The sequence below is a fragment of the Reyranella sp. genome (assembly GCF_030651995.1).
Lineage (GTDB): Bacteria > Pseudomonadota > Alphaproteobacteria > Reyranellales > Reyranellaceae > Reyranella.
The window spans coordinates 1-19378 of record NZ_JAUSBN010000012.1 but is presented as its reverse complement, the minus strand read 5'-3'; the positions used below and the strand labels follow the sequence as shown (position 1 = coordinate 19378).

Below are 19378 nucleotides of genomic sequence, written 5' to 3'. Positions count from 1 at the left end.
CATGAACAAGCGGCAGGAGGCCGACGAGGAGAAGGTATTCGCCAATCCGCGCAATGCCGCGGCGGGCTCCCTGCGCCAGCTCGATTCCGCCATCACGGCCAGCCGGCCCTTGCGTTTCTTTGCCTATGCCTGGGGCGAGGCCGAGCCGCGCTCCTGGAAGACGCAGAGCGAGTATCTCAAGCAGCTCAAGGACTGGGGCTTCAAGGTCAATCCACAGTCCAGGCTTTGCCGGACGCCGGAACAGGTGCTCGACTACTACGCCGGAATGGCCGCCCAGCGCGCCGCGCTGCCCTACGACATCGACGGCGTGGTCTACAAGGTCGACCGCATCGACTGGCAGGAGCGCCTGGGCTTCGTCAGTCGTGCGCCGCGCTGGGCGATTGCCCACAAGTTTCCCGCCGAGCAGGCCCGGACCCGCCTGAACGACATCGTCATCCAGGTCGGTCGCACTGGCGCGCTGACGCCGGTGGCCGATCTCGAGCCGGTCAATGTCGGCGGCGTCATGGTGGCGCGCGCCACGCTGCACAATGCCGACGAGATCGAACGGCTCGATGTGCGCGTGGGCGACATGGTGACGATCCAGCGCGCCGGCGACGTGATCCCGCAGGTTCTGGGCTTCATCGCCGACGAGCGACCCAAGAATGCACCCAAGTACCAGTTTCCCACACACTGTCCCTGTCCGCTTGAGACCGAGGTGAAGGCCGAGGAGGGTGGCGTGGTGCGACGCTGCTCCGGCGGGCTCGAATGCCCGTTCCAGCAGGTCGAGCGCCTGCGCTACTTCGTGTCGCGCAACTGTTTCGACATCGAGGGGCTGGGCGGCACGCATATCGAGAACTTCTTCAACGATGGGCTGCTCAAGGTGCCGGGCGACATCTTCCGCCTGCACGAGCACGAAGCCGGCCTGAAGAAGCGCGAGGGCTGGGGCGATCTTTCCGTGCGCAACCTGCTGGCCGCCATCGACGCGCGCCGCACCATCTCGCTCGACCGCTTCATCAACGCGATCGGCATTCCGCTGATCGGCGAGGCCACGGCCAAGGTGCTCGCCCAAGAGTATGTCGATGCCGTTACCTGGCTGGCCGAGATGCTGGCCGCGGTGAAGGAACGCGAGGCGCATCCCGAGCCCGCGAAGAAAGAGAAGGCCGCCGAAACCGTCGGGCCGAGCTATGGCCGACTGTGCAATGTCGAGCAGATCGGCGTCACGACGGCGGACGCGATGTGCGCCTTCTTCGGCGAAGGCCACAATGTCGAGATCATCCGGGATCTGCTGAAGCAGCTCTCGGTCCAGCCGGTCGAGCGGCGTGTTATCGCCGCCGATGCCAAGCTGAAGGACAAGATCGTCGTCTTCACCGGCGAGCTTTCCACCATGACTCGCGACGCCGCCAAGGCGCGCGCCGAGGAGCTGGGCGCCAAGGTCACCGATTCGGTCTCAAAGAAGACCAGCCTCGTCGTGGTCGGAGAAAACGCCGGCTCGAAGGCCCGCAAGGCCGCCGAACTGGGCATCCAGACGATGACGGAAGAAGAGTGGGTGACGCTGAGCGAATAGCTCCAGCCTTGGCGCTCTTTACCTATTCGCTCAGATCGCCCGGGTCGCGCTGTCGAGCCAGCCGCGGGTCGCTTCGTCGACGGTCGGACCGACGGTGTCGCGCACCCGGCGGTGATAATCGTTGAGCCACTGCCGCTCGGCTTCGGTCAGCACGGAAGGCTCGATGCAGGCGAGGTCTATCGGCGCCAGGGTCAGCGTCTCGAATTCGAGATAGCGGCGGTCGGCGCCCTCGATCTCGACCTCCTTCACGGCCACGAGATTCTCGATGCGGATGCCGTAGGCGCCGGCCTTGTAGTAGCCGGGCTCGTTGCTGACGATCATGCCGGGCTGCAGCGCGACCGAGTTCGGCATCTTGGAGATGCGGTGCGGGCCTTCGTGCACCGAGAGATAGGCGCCGACGCCGTGACCCGTGCCGTGATCGTAATCGAGGCCGACCTGCCACAGCGCATAACGCGCCAGCACGTCGAGCTGCGAGCCCGTCGTGCCCACCGGGAAGCGAGCGCGGGCCAGCGCAATATGTCCCTTGAGGACACGCGTGAAGCGGTCGCGCATCTCGGGCGAGGGCGTGCCGACCGCGACGGTGCGGGTGATGTCGGTGGTGCCGTCGCGATACTGGCCGCCTGAGTCCACCAGGTAGAGGCTGCCCGGCTCCAGCGTGCGCTCCGACGATTCCGAGGCGCGGTAGTGGACGATGGCGCCATTGGCGCCGGCGCCGGAGATCGTGTCGAAGCTGAGATCGCGGAGCTTGCCGGTCTCCTCGCGCAGCGCCTGCAGACGGTCCGACACTTCGATCTCGCGCAAATTGCCGGCGCCGGACCTGGTATCGAGCCATTCCAGGAAGCGGCTGACCGCGGCGCCGTCGCGGCGGTGGGCGACGCGAATACCTTCCAGTTCGACCGCGTTCTTGCAGGCCTTGGGGAGAGCGATGGGGTCGGCGTCGCGAACCAGCGTCGCGCCCGCCGCCTGCAGTCGGGTCGCGGCCCAGTAAGGCGCGGTCGAGGGCTCGAGAAGGACGCGCTTGCCGAGCTTGCCCAGCATGTCGAGCGCGCTTGCCAACTCCTCGGGGGGCGCCAAGGTCACGGCATTGCCCAGCCAGGAGACGGTACGGTCGGGGATCTTGCGGCGGTCCATGTAGAGATCGACATGCCCGTCGGCATGAACCAGCGCGAAGCCCAGTGCGAATGGGGTACGTGGGACGTCGCCGCCACGCACGTTCAGCAGCCAGGCGATCGAATCGGGGGCGGTGATCAACGCGACATCGGCGTTCCGGGCCGCGAGCGTCGAGGCAATCCGTCCGCGCTTGCTCTCGCTGGTCTCGCCGGCGAATTCAACGGGATGCGGCAGCACGGGCGCGAGCGGAGCGGGCGGCCGGCCGCGCCACACGGCGTCGACAGGATTGGATTCGACCGGCACGAAGTTGCCGCCTGCCCGCTGGCAGGCACGGGCGAAGCGATCATAGCCGTCGACGGTCTGCAGCCAGGGATCGAAGCCGAGCTTGCCGCCCTTTGGCAGGTTATCGGCGATCCACTGCTCGGCCGACTGTTCGGGAATCTGGTGGGGCACGAACGCCTCGGCGTCGACCTGATCGCGCACGGCCAGCGTATAGCGGCCATCGACGAAGATGGCGGCGCGCTGCGCCAGGACGATGGCGAGGCCCGCCGAGCCGCTGAATCCCGTCAGCCAGCCCAGGCGCTGGGCGCGGCGCGGCACGTATTCGCCCTGATGCTCGTCGGCACGGGGGACCACGAAGCCGTCGAGGCCGCGGCGCTTCAGTTCGGCGCGCAGACTGGCCAGCCGCTTTGCCGGGGCCGGGCTCGCCTGCAGCCCGTCATCGGCAGCCGCCAATTCTGCCCGCCAGGCAGTCAGCGCTTTGGTCAATTCGGCGTCAGCCGCCGGGTCGACCAGCTCGACCCACTCCGGCCCGGACAGGCTTTCGGGCGCCGCGGCAACGCCGAGCATCAGGTCTCCGAGGGCAACGGGGTCGGCGGGGCGGCCGCGGCGGCGGAGGAGGGCGATTACGTCGTCGGGAGCGGTCGTCATGATGAGAGGGACCCTACGCGGGGCGATGGGTCTGATCAAACGGGGTAATAAAATTGCTCTCGCAGATGCGAAATGCTTGAAGATGCATCGATATGCATTCAGTGCATATCGAACCTTCAGAGTCCGCACTTATTGTTGTGCCTGAAGGCTCTATATTTGCTGAGTGCAGTGCAGCATCGACTATCGCGCCGCACAATAGAAGGAGAGACTCATGATGACCCAGCCGATTCGGACCTTTAAGGATCTGACCAGCGAAACTGCGCCGGCGGGGGGAAACGCGTATTCCAAGATCGGCTTCACCCTCGACGATCGCCACCTGCTCGAGCTTCGCGCCCGCTACGCGCGTGCCGAATGGCTGGCGAATGCACTGGGTGACGCGATCCTGTGGTTCGGCCGTCTGTATGATCGCGCCGTCGGCGGGATCAAGGCCGACCTCAAGCTGCGGGCCGCCGAGGCCCAGCTCCATCGCATGACCGACCGTGAACTGTCCGACCTCGGCCTGTGCCGGGCCGACATCAACTTCGCGGTCCGCGAGGCCGCCGAAGGCGTCGCCCCGCGGTTCGACGATGTCGGCGGGCAGGTCACTGCGGCAAACCAGAATCTGCGCCGCGCGGCGTAGCCGACTGTTGAGTAGCGTAAGCGTAAGCGTAAGGGGGCCGGCGTAAGCCGGCCCTTTCGTTTTGAGCGTCAGCTCCGGCGCAGGACCAGGCTGCGCCACCAAGCGCCACCCGTCTCCAGGTCGATCCGGCGCTCGAAGGCGAAACCGCATCGCTCGTAGCCGGCGAGGATGCCGGCCGCCTGCTCCACCAGCAGGCCACTCAGCAGCACCCGCCCGCCGGGGCGCACCGCCGCACCGAAGGCCTCCGCGAGATCGAGCAACGGCGCGGCCAGGATGTTCGCCACAATCAGGTCGTAGGGGGCGCGGCCAGCCAGTTCGTCGGCCTGAAGGCCCGGGGAAACGAAGAAGGAGCAAAGCTCCGGGACGCCGTTCAGCACCGCGTTCTCACGCGCGACCTCAACGGCTTCCGCATCGTTGTCGCCGCCGATCACCGGCCGATCCCACAGCTTGGCCATCGCGATGGCCAGGATGCCGCTGCCGCATCCCACGTCGACCGCGTTGACCGTCTCGGCCGGATCTAGGGTCGCCAGCATCTCGAGACATCCGCGGGTGGTGGCGTGCGTGCCGGTGCCGAACGCCAGCCCGGCATCGATGCGCAGGGGCAACAGGCCTTCGGGACGGCCGTCCATCACATGCGACGGATGCACCCAGAAGGGCCCGACGGCAAAGGGCCGGAAGGAGCGCTGGTTCTCGGCCACCCAGTCGATGTCGGGCAGTTCCTCCCAGGCCCAACGAGGCACATCAAGGCCGAGCGCCCGCGCCGCGGCCTCGATCGCCGCCTCGACCAGTGCTTCGTCACCTTCACCGAAAATGTCGATTCGCCAGGGGCCGTCGCGCGAGACTTCGCAACTCGCGACGATGAAGCCTTCCTCGGCCAGCCGTTCTTCCAGGAGGATTTCCCAATCGGCGCGCTGCGCCGCCGGCGCGACGAAGCCCGCCTTGCGTACTGTGCTCATGCTCATGCCGGAAGGAAGAGCATGCGCCGGGGCGGCAAGTCCACGCCGACCTGATCGCCCACGCTGCGCATTTCGTTGCCCGACTGGAACGGCGTCTCGATCAGCACCTCGCTCTCGCCGATGCGGACGGCATAGCGGACGGTCGCGCCGAGGAATTCGCGATGCGTGACCGGCCCGCGCAGGGGCGCGCCTTCGGGCGACGTCAGCGCGGCGTGCTGCGGCCGGAACACCAGGCGCTTTCCGGCGGGAATCGGCACGCCGGCGCGCTCGTCCAGAATATTGGCTGAGCCCAAAAAGTTGGCGACGAACAGGTTCGCCGGGTTTTCGTAGAGTTCCATCGGTGTGCCGACCTGCTGGACCGTGCCGGCGTCCATCACGGCGATGCGGTCGCAGATCGTGTTGGCCTCCTCCTGGTCGTGGGTCACGAAGATCGTCGTGAGGCCGAGCCGCTGCTGCAGCGACCGCAGCTCGCGGCGCACGCTGACCCGCATCTTGGCGTCGAGGTTGGACAGCGGCTCGTCGAGCAGCAGCACCTTGGGCTCGATGGCGATGGTGCGCGCCACGGCCACGCGTTGCTGCTGACCCCCCGAAAGCTGCGCGGGCCGCCGCTCGGCGAAGGCGGAAAGGCCGACCAGATCGAGCGCCTCGGCGACCCTCCGGTCGATCTCGCGGCGCGGCAGGCGGCGTTCCTCCAGCCCGAAGGCGACGTTCTTCGCCACGGTCATGTGCGGCCACAGCGCGTAGCTCTGGAACACCATGCCGACGTCGCGCTTCCACGGCGGCAGCGGCGCCACGTCCTGGCCGTCGAGCAGCACCTTGCCGGTCTGCGCCTGGGCGAAGCCCGCGATCAGCCTGAGGAGCGTGGTCTTGCCGCAGCCCGAGGGGCCGAGGAAGGCGAAGAATTCGCCCGGCCGGATCGAGAGGGCGACGTCCTTCAGCACATGCGTCGCACCGTAGGAGAGGTTGACCCCCGTTATCTCGATGCCCACGGCCCGGGCCGGCTTCGACATGGTCATTCCCGTCATATATCGAGCCCCCGGGCCCGTTGCGAGCGATCGGCCGCGAGCTGCGACAGCCACATGCAGACCGCCACGATGAGCACGGCGATCACGCCCAGCGCGGCGCCGGCGCCGCGTCCCGCCGGGGTCTGCATCAACACGTAGAGCCCGTAGGCGAGCGGCGCGTCCGAATTGGATTGCACCAGAATAAGCACGGCCGACAGTTCGACCGCGGCCGTTGCGAAGCTGGTGACGAATCCCGCAAGGAGCCCGCCGGTCATCAGCGGGATCACCACCCGCCGTACCGTGCGCGCCTTGGTGGCGCCGAGATTCTCCGCCGCTTCCTCCAGCGAGATCGAGATCTGCTGCAGGGCGGCATAGGCCGCACGCAGCGCGTAGGGCAGGCGGCGGATGGCGATGGCCAGCACGATCACGATCCACAGGGTGGCGAGCGGCGTGCCGTCGGGAAGGTTCACGCCGTAGAAGGCGCGCAGATAGCCGATGCCCAGCACGACGCCGGGCACCGCGAGTGCGGTGCTGGCGGCCCAGTCGAGCCACTGGCGCCCGCGCAGGCGTGTGCGCAGGACAAGGTAGGCAATGGCGCCGCCGATCACGACGTCGATGGTGGCGGCGAGGCCGGCATAGAGCAGGGTGTTCTTGATGTAGACCGAGCTGTCGCCCAGCACGCGCGTGTAGTGGGCCAGCGTGTAGCCGTCGGGCAGGGGGCTGAAGGACCAGACCGTGGCGAAGGACAGCAGCACCAGCCCGACATGCGGCGCCAGCACCAGCGCCAGGATGAAGAATACGACGGCATAGGCCAGCGCCTGTTCGCGCGGCCGCAGTTTGCGCCGCGCGAGGCCGCCGCCGCCGCGCTGGGTCGTGGCGTAGTCCTTGCCCTTCATGACAAGCGCCGTCGCCCACATGGTCGCCACCGCAACGAGGATCAGCACGACGGAGATCACGTAGCCCATCGGATCGTCGATGCCGATCGAGGTGATGCGCAGATAGGCCTGCGGCGCCAGCATCTCCTTGACGTTCAGCAGCAGCGGCGTCGCCACGTCGTCGAACACCTTCACGAACACCAGGCTGGCGCCAGCGATGTAGCCGGGCAGGGCCAGCGGCAGGGCGATGCGGCGGAACAGCCGCAGCCCGTGCGAGCCCAGGTTCTGGGCGGCCTCCTCCATGCTGCGGTCGATGTTGCGCAGCGCCGCCGAGAGGTTGACCAGGATGAACGGGAAGTAGTGGATGGCCTGCAGGAAGATGACGCCGTTCAGCCCTTCCATGAAGCCGATCTTGAAATCGAACCATTCGTCGAGCAGCAGGTTCACCGAGCCGTTGCGGCCGAACAGGAGCTGCATCGCCACCGCGCCGACGAAGGGCGGCATGATCAGCGGCAGGAAGCCCAGCGTCTGGACCAGCATGGCGCCGCGGAACTCGAAGCGCGTGGTGAGATAGGCCAGCGGCAGCGCCAGCACCGACGCCCACACGACCGTCATCGCCGACACGTAGACCGAGTTCCAGAACGAGCGCACGAAGAGGTCGGTGCGCCCGAAGTCGAGGAAGTTGACGAGGGTGAGCCCGCCGCCGCCTTTTTCAGTGAAGGCGACGTAGACCACCGTCGCCACCGGCACGATCAGGAAGACTCCGAGGAACAGCGCGATTGCCAGGGCGAGGAGGTATTGGCCTCTCAAGGCCCGCCTCCCCATTCAAATGGGGAGGTGCCCCTGTAATCAGGGGCGGAGGGGTCATACTCGGTGACCCCCAAAGCGATGACCCCTCCGCCCGCATAAGGCGCGGGCACCTCCCCATTTGAATGGCTATCGTATTCACACATCTCGACGGATGCCTCGCGCGAGTGAAAGAGGCGGTCAAAAAAGCTGAATCTTTTCAATGCTTCTGGCGGTAGTGATGGCCCCAGTTGTGTCGGCGAGGCCGACACGCAAGTCATTGATACAGAATCATTTTTTGAGATGTGTGAATCCGATAGATTTGAATGGGGAGGTCGGGAATAGGCGCTCCGCACTAGCGCGCCAGCTTCAGCGCCTCATCGGCCTTGGCCTTGGCGGCGGCGTACTTTTCCTTGGCGAAGGCCGCCCACTGCTGCTCCAGCTCGGCCTGGCGCGACGACTTTTCCTTGCCGCCCGTGAAGGCCGCCTTGATCTCGGGCGAGGCGGCCTGCGCCGCGGTGATCGGCATGGCGGCGATCAGGTCGCGCGCTTCCTTGGCCAGCGCGCGCGCCTGGGCGTTGTCTTTCTTCGCCAGCGCCGCATCGACCTCGTGCAGCACCTTGGTCACGGCCTTCAGCGGCTCGAGCTGGAAGGTGATGAGCTGGTCGAACAGCGTGTCGACGGCGGCAGTGCGCTTTTCCGACAGCTCGGCGTCGAAGGTGAGCAGCCCCTGGAGGTTCTTGTCCTTGAAGGGGTTCGGATAATCGGCCGGGGCCTTGGCGTAGGTTTCGGGGCGCACAGGCAGGCGACGGATCGTCGGTTCGAGCAGGACTTCCTGGCCCGTGGGCGACAGCAGGAACTCGATGAAGGCCTCGGCGCCGGCCTTGTTCGGCGCGTTGGCGACGACGCCGACATTGGCCGGCACCAGGGTCGTCACCGACGGGTACACGAACTTCACGGGAAAGCCTGCGCCCTGCGAGGAGAAGGCGAAGAAGTCGATCACGATGCCGTAGCCGACCTGGCCGGAGTTCACGGCTTCCGGCACGCCGAACGAACGATCGGTGACCGTGCGCAGGTTGCCGGCGATCTCCTTGGTCGTGCGCCAGCCCTTGTCCCAGCCTTCGCCCTGCAGGATCGTCTCGATCGTGAGATGCGTCGTGCCCGAGCGCGACGGGGCGGAAATCGACACATGGTCGAAGTAGGGCGCCTGCGCCAGATCCTGCCAGTCCTTGGGCGTCGGCAGCTTGTTGGCCTTCACGTAGCGCTCGTTCCACATGATGCCGTAGCCGGAGGCGGCGAAGCCGGAATAGAAGCCGTCCTTGTCGTTGACCGGATAGGACCCGACCTTCTCGGCGATGCCGGTGGCCTTGGGTTTGTAGGCAGACAGCAGCTTCTTGCCCTTCAGGACCTCGAAGGCGTCGGGCGCGGAGGCCCAGAACAGGTCGACCTGGTTGTTGCCCTTGGTCTCCTCGATGAACTTCACGCCGGCATTGGTGTTGCGGTTCTGCACTTCCAGCGTGGCGCCCGGCACGGCCTTCTCGAAGGCCTTCTTGATCGGGTCGGTGACGTCCTTGGAGAAGGAGGTGACGACCGTCACCTTGCCGGTCTGGGCTAAGCCGGCGCCGGAAGCGAGCACGACACCCAGGGCGGAGCCGAGGGCAAGGGCGGAGCGGCGGAACATGGGATTTCTCTCCTGCGGTTCTTGATCAGGCAGCTTCGATGAAACTGTCGAGCACCTTCTTAGGGCCGGCTTTTTCGAATTCTATGTCAAGTTTGTTACCGTCTACGGCGACGATGAGACCGTAGCCGAATTTCTGGTGGAAAACGCGCTGGCCGATGCTGAGATCGACCCGGTCGCCTTCGGTCGCGCGCCGATCGTCAGCCGTCTCGTCGCGGTAGCGGCCGCGGCGGCCGGGGACGCCCAGGCTCTCGTACTCGAAGCCGCTGGCCTGGTCGCGCAGCCCGCCATGGTGGCCGGCGGAGTAGGTGGCATAAAGGCCGGCGTCGCTGCTCTGGGCGAGCTGGGCGGGCGGCAGTTCGCGCAGGAAGCGCGACGGGATGGCCGCCTGCCACTGGTTGAATACACGGCGGTTGGCCGCGAAGGAGACATAGGCCCGCTTGCGCGCCCGCGTCAGCCCGACATAGGCCAGCCGGCGTTCCTCCTCGAGACCCGCAAGCCCCTTGTCGTCGAGTGCGCGCTGGTTGGGGAACAGACCCTCTTCCCAACCCGGCAGGAACACCGTGTCGAACTCGAGACCCTTCGCCGCGTGCAGGGTCATCACGCTCACCATGTCGGTGTCGTCGCGCGATGCCATGTCGGTGAGCAGCGCCACGTGCTCCATGAACGCCTGCAGCGAATCGAATTCCTGCAGCGCGTTGACGAGCTCCTTCAGGTTCTCCAGCCGGCCCTCGGCCTCGGGCGAGCGGTCGAGCCGCAGCATGTCGGTGTAGCCGGATTCGTCGAGCATGGTCTCGACCACTTCGACATGGCTCATCCCGTCGAGCATCGCCCGCCAGCGCTCGAAGTTGCGGATCAGGTCGCCCAACGACTTGCGCGGACGCGCCTTCAGCTCGTCGGTCTCGAGCGCCCGCCGCGTCGCCTCGAACAGCGAGATCTTCTGCGTGCGCTGGATCAGCCGCAGCGTTCGCAGCGCCGATTCGCCCAGGCCCCGCCGCGGCGTGTTGTAGATGCGCTCGAAGGCCAGATCGTCGTCGTGCTGGATGATGACGCGGCAATAGGCCAGGGCGTCGCGGATCTCCTGGCGCTCGTAGAAGCGCGGGCCGCCGATCACGCGATAGGGCAGGCCCATGGTGATGAAGCGTTCCTCGAACTCGCGGGTCTGGAAGCCGGCGCGCACCAGGATGGCGATCTGCGAAAGCCTGTGCTTGTCGCGCTGCAGCGCCTCGATCTCCTCGCCGATGGTGCGCGCTTCCTCGTCGCCGTCCCAGACACCGCGCAGCGAGATGCGCTCGCCCTCCTTGGTGTCGGTCCACAGCGTCTTCCCGAGCCGCCCCTCGTTGTGCGAGATCAGGTGGGACGCGGCGGCCAGGATATGCGGCGTCGAGCGGTAGTTGCGCTCCAGCCGCACGATGGTGGCGCCCGGGAAATCCTTCTCGAAGCGCAGGATGTTGCCGACTTCGGCGCCGCGCCAGCCGTAGATCGACTGGTCGTCGTCGCCGACGCAGCAGACGTCCTGCGTGCCCTGCGCCAGCAGGCGGAGCCAGAGATACTGCGCGACGTTGGTGTCCTGATACTCGTCGACCAGGATGTGCCGGAAGCGGCGGTGGTAGACTGCCAGGATGTCGGGATGCTTCTGCCACAGGGTCACGCAGTGCATCACCAGATCGCCGAAATCGACGGCATTCACCTCGGCGAGGCGCTCCTGGTACTGGCGGTAGATGTCGGCGGCGCGGCCGTTGGCGAACTCACCGGCGTCGTCGCCCGACACCTTCTCCGGCGTCAGCGCGCGATCCTTCCAGCGCTGGATGATCCCGGAAAGGATCCGCGCCGGCCATTTCTTGTCGTCGATCCCCTCGGCCTGCAGCAACTGCTTGATCAGCCGCGTCTGGTCGTCGGTGTCTAGGATCGTGAAGTTGCTCTTGAGGCCGATCAGCTCGGCATGGCGGCGCAGCACCCGTACGCCGATGGCGTGGAAGGTGCCGAGCCACATCCCGTCGGCCGCGCCGCCGATCAGGCTCGCCACGCGGTCGAGCATTTCGCGCGCCGCCTTGTTGGTGAAGGTGACGGCGAGGATCTGCGACGTGCGGGCCTGGCCAGTGAGCAGCAGATGGGCGATGCGGGAGGTGAGCACGCGGGTCTTGCCGGTGCCGGCACCGGCCAGCACCAGCAGCGGTCCGCCGGCATGGGTGACGGCCTGACGCTGCTCGTCGTTCAGCCCGTCGAGATGGGCGGTGGACGCAACGGCCCGCCGCGCTGGCACGGGATCGGCCGGAACGGGGTCATCGGTGATTTCGAACGGATCGGCGGGAGGCGCCATGAACCGTCATATAGCAATCGCGACGGCGGACGCCTATCTTCGAGACTGTGGACGCGCGTGGTGCGCGGCGGAGGTGAGCGGATGGCCCGAGGGTTGAACGGTTCCGCAAACGGGTCGGGCCATTGGCCTCCCTCTGGCGACGAGGGCGTGGTCGCCCGCACCCCCGGCGGTGGCTCCAACTTGCCGCCCGAGGTCGCAGCGGCGCTGCCCGCCGTGGTCGGCGTCAAGACCACCATTCCGGAAAGCCGCCGTTCGGCCCAGACTTTGGGCACGGAGCGTGAAGGTCACGGCATCCTGGTCGACGAGGAGGGCCTCGTGCTCACCATCGGCTATCTCATCATGGAAGCCGACACGGTGACGATCACCGACATCGAGGGCAACGAGACGGCCGCCCGCATCGTCGGTTACGACTATGAGAGCGGCTTCGGGCTGGTGCGGACCGAGAGTCCGGTCCCGCTGAAGCCGATGGCGTTCGGCGATTCCGATTCCCTCGCCTTGCGCGGCGAGGCCTATGTGGCGGGCCTCGGCGGCGAGAAGGCGGCGCTCAAGGTCAAGGTCGCCGGCCGACGCGAGTTCGCCGGTTACTGGGAATATCTGCTCGACAGCGCCATCTTCACCGTGCCGGCCTATCCGCTGTGGGGCGGCTCGGCCCTGATCGGCCAGGACGGCGCGCTCCTCGGGGTCGGTTCGCTGCTGGTGCAGGAGGCGCTGGGCCCGGGTTCGCCGGCGTTCCCCGGCAACATGTACGTGCCGATCAACCGGCTGAAGCCGATCTTCGGGGAGCTGGTCTCCACAGGCCGCCTGTCGACGCCGCCGCGCCCGTGGCTCGGCATCTATACGGTCGAACATATGGGCCAGCTCGTGGTCGGTGGCATTTCCGACGGCGGGCCCGCCGATCGCGCCGGCCTGCAACGCGGCGACATCCTGCACGCGCTGAACGGCGAGGTGCTCGACGACGTGGCCGACTTCTATCGCAAACTCTGGGCGATCGGCCCGGCGGGCTCCGTGGTGAAGCTCCGGATGGAGCGCGAGGGCGATGCGTTCGACGTCACCATCCGGACCGGTGATCGCGCGACCTATCACAAGTACGGCGCCGACTGATCCACCTGTGAATAGCTGCGCTTTGACTTAGGCGCCGCACGCTGCATAGGTTCGCGTCGAGCGACAATCGGGGAGATATCGATGGCCAAGGCGTTCGCCTCGCAGGCGGATATGACGGACAAGAAGATCACCTTCAGCCGTTTGTCCGAGCACGCCTACGCCTTCACCGCGGAGGGCGATCCCAATACCGGCATCGTGATCGGGGACGACGCGGTCATGGTGATCGATGCGCAGGCGACGCCGAAGATGGCGGAGCAGGTGATCGAGCGGATCCGCACCGTCACCGACAAGCCGATCAAGTACGTGGTGCTGTCGCACTATCATGCCGTGCGCGTGCTGGGCGCCAGCGGCTACGCGCCCGAGCACATCATCTGCAGCGAAGCCACGCGCGACATGATCGTCGAGCGCGGTGCGCAGGACTACAAGTCCGAGCTGCAGCGCTTCCCGCGCCTGTTTCAGGCGGCGGAGACCATCCCGGGCCTGACCTGGCCCACCATCACCTTCAACGACCGCATGACCCTGTGGCTGGGCAAGCTGCAGGTCGACATCATCCATGCCGGCCGCGGCCACACCAAGGGCGACACGATCGTCTGGCTGCCCGAGGAGCGCACCCTGTTCAGCGGCGACCTGGTCGAGTACGGCGCCACGCCCTATTGCGGCGACGCGCACTACAAGGACTGGCCGGAGACCCTGCAGAAGCTTCGCGACCTCAAGGCCGAGGCGCTGGTGCCCGGCCGGGGCGACGCCCTGATAGGAGCGGGCCCGGTCGAGGAAGGCATCGCCGGAACCCAGGCCTTCCTGAGCGACCTCTACAAGGTCGTGGAGAAGAGTGCCGAGGCCGGCGACTCGCTGAAGGTGGCCTACGATAAGGCGATGGCGGCGCTGCAGCCGCGTTACGGCAACTGGGTCATCTTCGAGCACTGCATGCCGTTCGACGTCAGCCGCGCCTACGACGAGGCCAAGGGCCTCGACCATCCGCGCATCTGGACCGCCGAGCGCGACATCGAGATGTGGGCGGCGCTGGAGCGGGAATGACACTTTTCCTGTCATCCCGAGGCCACAGGCCGAGGGACCTTTCCTGACCCCCAAGGGTCCCTCGCTTCGCTCGGGATGACAATTCGTGTCGTCATACACCTACCGTCACTATCCCTATACCAGGCCCGCCGAACTCGACGGCCAGCGCACGCGCCGACCGGTCGTGATCGTCGGTGCCGGCATGGCCGGTCCGACGCTGGCGCTGGCGCTCGCCCGGCGCGGCGTGCCGTCGGTGACTCTCGACGAGGACGATACGGTGAGCCTCGGCAGCCGCTCGATCTGCCAGGCCAAGCACAGCCTCGAAATCTGGGATCGCTTCGGCGTCGCGAACCGCATGGCGGAGAAGGGCATCACCTGGGAGCAGGGTGAAGTCTATCTCCACGACAAGCCGGTCTTCCGCTTCAACCTGCAGCCCGAGCCCGGCCACAAGTTCCCGGCCTTCGTGAACCTGCAGCAATATTACGTGGAGGAGTATCTCTACGAGCGCTGCCTCGCGGACTCGCTGATCGAGATGCGCTTCCGCAACAAGGTCCTTGCGGTCACGCCAGGCCCTGACGGCGTCGCGGTCGAGGTCGAGACGCCGGACGGTCGTTATACGCTCGAGGCCGACTGGCTGGTCGCCTGCGACGGCGTGCGCAGCACCGTGCGTCACCTGATGGACCTGCCCTATCCCGGCGAGGTCTTCCACGACCGCTTCCTGATCTCCGACATCCGTTTGCTGAGCGAGCTGCCCAAGGAGCGGCGCTTCTGGTTCTACCCGCCGTTTCATCCGACCAACTCCGTGCTGCTGCACCGCCAGGCCGACAACGTGCTGCGCGTCGATTTCCAGCTCGGCAGCGACGCCGATCCGGAGGAGGAGAAGAAGCCGGAGAACATCGACCGGCGGCTGCGCCAGATGTTCGGTCCCGAGGCGCGCTGGGAGCATGAGTGGACCAGCGTCTACACCTTCACCTGCCGCATGATGGAGCGCTTCGTCCACGGCCGCGTGATCTTCGCAGGTGACGCCGCACATGTCGTCTCGCCGTTCGGCGCGCGCGGCGGCAACGGCGCCATCGCCGATGTCGACAACCTTGCCTGGAAACTGGCGATGGTCCTGGCGAAGACCGCGCCGGTGTCGCTGCTCGACAGCTACTGCAGCGAACGGCGCGCGGCGGCGCAGGAAAACATCCTGAACTCGACGCGCAGCACTGACTTCATCACGCCGAAGTTCCACGCGTCGCGCGTCTTTCGCGACGCCACGCTGTCGCTGGCGCGCGACTTTCCCTTCGCCCGCGCGCTGATCAACAGTGGCCGCCTGTCGGTGCCGACCGTCCAGCCGGACTCGCCGCTCGATACGCCGGACGGCGACGCCGACTGGCTGCGCGGGCCGGGGCCCGGCCGGGCGATGCTCGATGCGCCGGTCGGACGGGACGGCAGCGGATGGTTGATCGACCGCCTGGGCCCGGGCTTCACCCTGCTGACCTTCGGCGAAACGGACGTGCCGGTCGGCGACCTGCCGTCCGGCGTGACCGGTGTCCGGATTGCGGGCGACGGGCTCGCCCGCCAGCGCTACGATGGCAGGCCGGGCACGACCTACCTGATCCGGCCGGACCGTTACGTTGCCGCCCGCTGGCGTCGCTTCGATGCGGCCGCGATCGCCGCGGCGATCAGGCGGGCGACGGGCAACGGCTGAAGGAGATCGCGATGGCCGACATCACGACCGGCGCGCTGCGCCGCACGCTGAATCTTGCGCGCCCCGACGATGTCTACAACGCGATCGTCGACGCGCATCGGGATCTCAGCGAAGAGCAGTGCCGCGCCTTCGACGCGCGGCTGATTCTCCTGCTGGCGAACCACGTGGGCGACGAGGCGGTGTTGCGCGAGGCGCTGAGGGCGGCGCGCGAGACGATGGAGGAAACATGAAGGGCATGCTCACCGGCCGGCTGGCTCTGGTCACCGGCGCCGGCCGCGGCAACGGCGCCGCCATCGCGCGCGGCCTCGCGGCGGCGGGCGCGCGCGTCATCGTCACCGACGTCGATCTCGAGGCAGCGCGTGCGATCGCCGACAGCATCGTCAAGGCGGGCGGCGAGGCGCGCGGTCACGCGCTCGACGTCACCGACGAGCAGAGCTGCACCAGGCTGGCGCAGGACGTCTCCCTGCTGGTCGGCCCGATCAGCATCCTGGTCAACAATGCCGGCATCTTCCTGCGCGGCGGCCTGACGGAACCGGACGGCCGGGCGCGCTGGGAACGCACGATGGAGGTGAACGTCCAGGGGCCGTTCAACGTCACCATGGCCTTCATGGAGCAGCTCAAGCACACCAAGGGCAGCATCGTGAACATCGCCTCGATCAACTCCTTCATCGCGCCGGCCGGCAGTGGCGTCTATCCGGTCTCGAAAGGCGCGCTGGCCCAGTTCACGCGGGCGCTCGCGACGGAACTGGCGCCCGATGGCGTTCGGGTGAACGCGCTGGCGCCGGGCATCATCGCGACCGCGATGACGGAGGTGACGCGCGCCGACCCGAAGAAGCTGGAAGGCTTCCTCGCCCATGTGCCGATGAAGCGCGTGGGGCAACCGGAGGAGCTGGCCGGGCCGGTGGTGTTCCTGTGCTCGGACGCGGCAAGCTACATCACCGGCGCCATCCTGCCGGTCGATGGGGGGTATCTTGCCGTCTGATCCGGAAAAGCTCGTCGTGCGGCCGGCGACGGTCGAGGACGTCGACACGCTGCATCGTTTCTCGGTCGATCTCGCGACCTACGAGGACGAGCCCGACGCCGTCGGCTCGACACCACAGACTCTGGCGCGCGACGGGTTCGGCGAGAATCCGCAATTCGCCGCCCTGATCGCCGAGCGCGGGACCACGCCCGTGGGCTTCGCGCTCTATACCTTCAACTACTCGGTGTGGACTGCCGCGCGGGGCATCTTCATCGAGGACATCTGGGTGGTGCCGGAGGAACGTCGCGGTGGCGTGGCGCGCGCGCTGATGCAGGGCCTCGCCCGCGAATGCGCGGACAAAGGCTACAAGCGCATCGACCTCAACGTACTCGACTGGAACCCGGCGCGCGGCTTCTACGAGCGGCTGGGCTATCGCTGGATCCGTAACTGGCTGCCCTATCGCCTCAGCGGCGAGGCACTCTCGAAGCTTGCGGGCGACTAGCGTCTCCGAACGCAATCGAATCGCACGACCAACCTCATGCTGAGGAGCGCTCCGCAGGAGCGCGTCTCGAAGCATGGGCACGAGCACCGCGTCCGTTGCCCATCCTTCGAGACGGTACCCGAATACCACAGTCCGGGAATCGCTCCCCTCGGCGCATAGTTGTTTCGTTTATTTCGTTTATTTCGTTTACGCGCGGCTTCGGAGCGTCAGGCGGGGCGTGGTCGGGATCACCTCGCCAACCGTCATCGCCTGGAGAGACCCATGACCCGGCCGGCCTTGGCCGGCTTGGGCAGGAGCTTGTGGGTCTCCCAAATCGCGTCGAGCCGTTCCGCCACCGGCACCGGCCAGGGCGCGGAGCGGCGCGAGGCGTAGTCGATGTTCATCACGATCGTCTCGTTGGTCGCCGCCAGGTAGTCCTGCTCGGCATGGTACATCTCGTGGAAGAGATGGACCTTCTTGGCGTCGCGCGCGAGCAGCTGGGTGGTGAAGCGCAGCGGCGCGCCCTCGCGGAGCTCGCGGTCGTAAGTGACGTGGGTCTCGAGCACGAAGGTCATGCCGAGCTTGCCGTCGACGTAGCGGCGGCCCAGCCCCATGTTGCGCATGAACGCGCCGGACGCCTGGTCGAAGGCGGTGACGTAGAAGGCCACGTTCATGTGGCCGTTCCAGTCGACCCATTCCGGGACGACGGTGGAGCGGTGGGTATCGAGCGGGGCGCGGGTGACGAGTTCGGGAAGTTCGTACGGCAGGGACTGAAGCATGGACGCTGTTACTTCTTCTTGATTCCGATGAGGCGACCGGCCTGGGCCGGACGGGGGAGGGTGGCGTGGGCCGCCGCGAGCTTCTCGATGCGCTCCATGGCGAAGCCGGGCCACGGCGCCGAGCGGCGGGTCTGATAGTCGATGTTCATCAGCATGAGTTCGTTGGTGGCGGCGAGATAGCCTTCCTCCGCATGATACATCATGTGGATGAAGTGGAGCCGCTTGGCATCGTGGTCGAGGATCTGCGTCGTGATCCGCAAGCCGTCGCCTTCCTTGACCTCGCGATCGTAGGTCACGTGCGCCTCGAGCACGAAGGTCATGCCGATCTTGTCGCGCGTATATTCCCAGCCACAGCCGAATTGCTGGCAGAGCGTGTCCGTCGCCTTGTCGAAGGCCACGACGTAGTAGCCCACGTTCATGTGGCCGTTCCAGTCGATCCAGTCGGACAGCACGGTGGCGGGATGGCGATCGAGCGGCGCCGCGAGGTCGAGGTCGATCATGGGGTACGGAGCTAATTTCATGCGAGCGACCGTAGCGAAGGGGCCTGAGGCACCGCAAGTTCCGTGCAACGGCGTTGCGAGGAGCGAACATGGCGAAGAAGACGAAGGCGGTCGTGCTGGGCGTGGGCGCCGAACGCGGCCTGGGCGCAGCCGCGAGCCGCCGCTTTGCGAAAGAGGGATATCACGTGCTGGTGGCCGGCCGCACCGGACCGAAGATCGACAAGGTCGTGCAGGGGATTCGCGAGGCCGGCGGCGCGGCGACCGCGGTCGTGGTCGATGGCACCCGGGAAGACCAGGTCGTCGCGCTGCTCGACAAGGCGATGGCCGACGATGCGGACGGCGCGCCCGCCGACCTGCTGGTGTTCAACATGGGCAACAACGCCGCCGTCGATTTCCGCGAGATGACGGCGCAGCATTTCGAGGAGTCGTGGCGGGTCGGCTGCTTCGCCGGCTTCCTGTTTGGCCGGGAAGCCATGCGCCGCCTGGCGCCGCTGGGACGCGGCACCGTGATCTTCACCGGCGCTTCGGGCTCGCTGCGCGGCCGGCCGCGCTTCGCCGCCTTCAATGCGACCAAGGGCGGGCTTCGGCTGATGGTGCAGTCGATGGCGCGCGAGTTCGGGCCGCAGGGCATCCATGTCGCGCACGCCATCATCGACGGCGGCATCGAGGGCGAGCGTCTGCTCTCGCGCATGCCCGACCGTGTCGAAAAGGCCGGGCCGGACGGTCTGCTGAACATCGACGCGATCGCCGACAGCTACTGGCACCTGCACCGCCAGCACCGCAGCGCCTGGACCCACGAGATCGACCTGCGGCCTTACAAGGAGCCGTTCTGAATTCCCCGTCGTCGCGCAGGAGTGTCCGGGGAAAGATTGAAGAGGGCCGGCAAATCGCCAGCAGCGGCAACGACACGTTACAATCCAGGGAGTGTCCGACTCAGGACCCCGAGTCTGGTCCAGCCGGCCCTATTTGTACGCACTTTGTCATCCCGAGCGCAGCGAGGGACCTTTGTCGGTGGCTCTAAAGGTCCC

The 19378-nt window shown here is 67.0% G+C and carries 17 protein-coding genes; 9 read left to right on the top strand and 8 right to left on the bottom strand.

Annotation, left to right across the window (positions count from 1 at the left end; genetic code table 11):
• On the top strand, positions 1-1543 hold a 1543-nt coding region (gene ligA / locus Q7V45_RS03200), incomplete at its 5' end, for an NAD-dependent DNA ligase LigA (RefSeq protein WP_304846861.1).
• A 30-nt stretch (positions 1544-1573) separates the two neighbouring features.
• On the opposite strand, the gene Q7V45_RS03195 is transcribed toward ligA, so the two are convergent.
• Entirely contained in the window at positions 1574-3583 is a 2010-nt protein-coding gene (locus Q7V45_RS03195; protein ID WP_304846858.1) for an aminopeptidase P family protein, read from the bottom strand.
• Positions 3584-3794: 211 nt separating this feature from the next.
• Here Q7V45_RS03195 and Q7V45_RS03190 point away from each other — a divergent pair, with 211 nt between their 5' ends.
• Positions 3795-4202, top strand: a complete 408-nt coding sequence (locus tag Q7V45_RS03190) for a DUF1127 domain-containing protein (protein ID WP_304846853.1) — start codon at positions 3795-3797, stop codon at positions 4200-4202.
• A gap of 68 nt (positions 4203-4270) precedes the next feature.
• On the opposite strand, the gene Q7V45_RS03185 is transcribed toward Q7V45_RS03190, so the two are convergent.
• The 5 genes from Q7V45_RS03185 to Q7V45_RS03165 form a co-directional block, all read right to left on the bottom strand.
• A complete protein-coding gene (locus tag Q7V45_RS03185; protein ID WP_304846850.1) occupies positions 4271-5158 on the bottom strand; it encodes a 50S ribosomal protein L11 methyltransferase in 888 nt (295 codons plus the stop codon).
• 2 nt (positions 5159-5160) lie between these two features.
• A complete protein-coding gene (locus Q7V45_RS03180) occupies positions 5161-6168 on the bottom strand; it encodes an ABC transporter ATP-binding protein (RefSeq protein WP_304846847.1) in 1008 nt (335 codons plus the stop codon).
• Between the two features lie 11 nt (positions 6169-6179).
• Positions 6180-7847 (bottom strand): iron ABC transporter permease, encoded by a 1668-nt coding sequence (locus Q7V45_RS03175; protein ID WP_304846844.1) that lies wholly within the window; start codon positions 7845-7847, stop codon positions 6180-6182.
• 331 nt (positions 7848-8178) lie between these two features.
• A complete protein-coding gene (locus Q7V45_RS03170; protein ID WP_304846841.1) occupies positions 8179-9504 on the bottom strand; it encodes an ABC transporter substrate-binding protein in 1326 nt (441 codons plus the stop codon).
• A gap of 25 nt (positions 9505-9529) precedes the next feature.
• A complete protein-coding gene (locus tag Q7V45_RS03165) occupies positions 9530-11821 on the bottom strand; it encodes an ATP-dependent helicase (RefSeq protein ID WP_304846837.1) in 2292 nt (763 codons plus the stop codon).
• A gap of 147 nt (positions 11822-11968) precedes the next feature.
• Here Q7V45_RS03165 and Q7V45_RS03160 point away from each other — a divergent pair, with 147 nt between their 5' ends.
• The 6 genes from Q7V45_RS03160 to Q7V45_RS03135 all read left to right on the top strand — a co-directional run bounded on the left by Q7V45_RS03160 (position 11969) and on the right by Q7V45_RS03135 (position 17092).
• Positions 11969-12922, top strand: a complete 954-nt coding sequence (locus Q7V45_RS03160) for a S1C family serine protease (RefSeq protein ID WP_304846834.1) — start codon at positions 11969-11971, stop codon at positions 12920-12922.
• 81 nt (positions 12923-13003) lie between these two features.
• Complete coding sequence (locus Q7V45_RS03155) at positions 13004-13957, top strand: MBL fold metallo-hydrolase (RefSeq protein ID WP_304846831.1); 954 nt, start codon at positions 13004-13006, stop codon at positions 13955-13957.
• Between the two features lie 85 nt (positions 13958-14042).
• Entirely contained in the window at positions 14043-15629 is a 1587-nt protein-coding gene (locus Q7V45_RS03150) for an FAD-dependent oxidoreductase (RefSeq protein ID WP_304846828.1), read from the top strand.
• An 11-nt stretch (positions 15630-15640) separates the two neighbouring features.
• A complete protein-coding gene (locus Q7V45_RS03145; protein WP_304846825.1) occupies positions 15641-15859 on the top strand; it encodes a DUF2783 domain-containing protein in 219 nt (72 codons plus the stop codon).
• Positions 15856-16611, top strand: a complete 756-nt coding sequence (locus Q7V45_RS03140; protein WP_304846822.1) for an SDR family NAD(P)-dependent oxidoreductase — start codon at positions 15856-15858, stop codon at positions 16609-16611. Before Q7V45_RS03145 ends, Q7V45_RS03140 begins: the two co-directional genes overlap by 4 nt.
• Positions 16601-17092 carry a GNAT family N-acetyltransferase gene (locus tag Q7V45_RS03135; RefSeq protein WP_304846819.1) on the top strand — a complete coding sequence of 164 codons (492 nt, stop codon included), beginning with the start codon at positions 16601-16603 and terminating at the stop codon, positions 17090-17092. Before Q7V45_RS03140 ends, Q7V45_RS03135 begins: the two co-directional genes overlap by 11 nt.
• A gap of 242 nt (positions 17093-17334) precedes the next feature.
• Here Q7V45_RS03135 and Q7V45_RS03130 read toward each other — a convergent pair whose 3' ends face one another.
• Positions 17335-17850, bottom strand: a complete 516-nt coding sequence (locus Q7V45_RS03130) for a thioesterase family protein (RefSeq protein WP_304846816.1) — start codon at positions 17848-17850, stop codon at positions 17335-17337.
• A gap of 8 nt (positions 17851-17858) precedes the next feature.
• Positions 17859-18371, bottom strand: coding sequence for a thioesterase family protein (locus tag Q7V45_RS03125; protein WP_304846813.1), 513 nt, complete (start codon positions 18369-18371; stop codon positions 17859-17861).
• A 68-nt stretch (positions 18372-18439) separates the two neighbouring features.
• Between Q7V45_RS03125 and Q7V45_RS03120 the strand changes: the two genes are divergently transcribed.
• Entirely contained in the window at positions 18440-19183 is a 744-nt protein-coding gene (locus Q7V45_RS03120; RefSeq protein WP_304846810.1) for an SDR family NAD(P)-dependent oxidoreductase, read from the top strand.
• Positions 19184-19378: the final 195 nt, after the last annotated feature.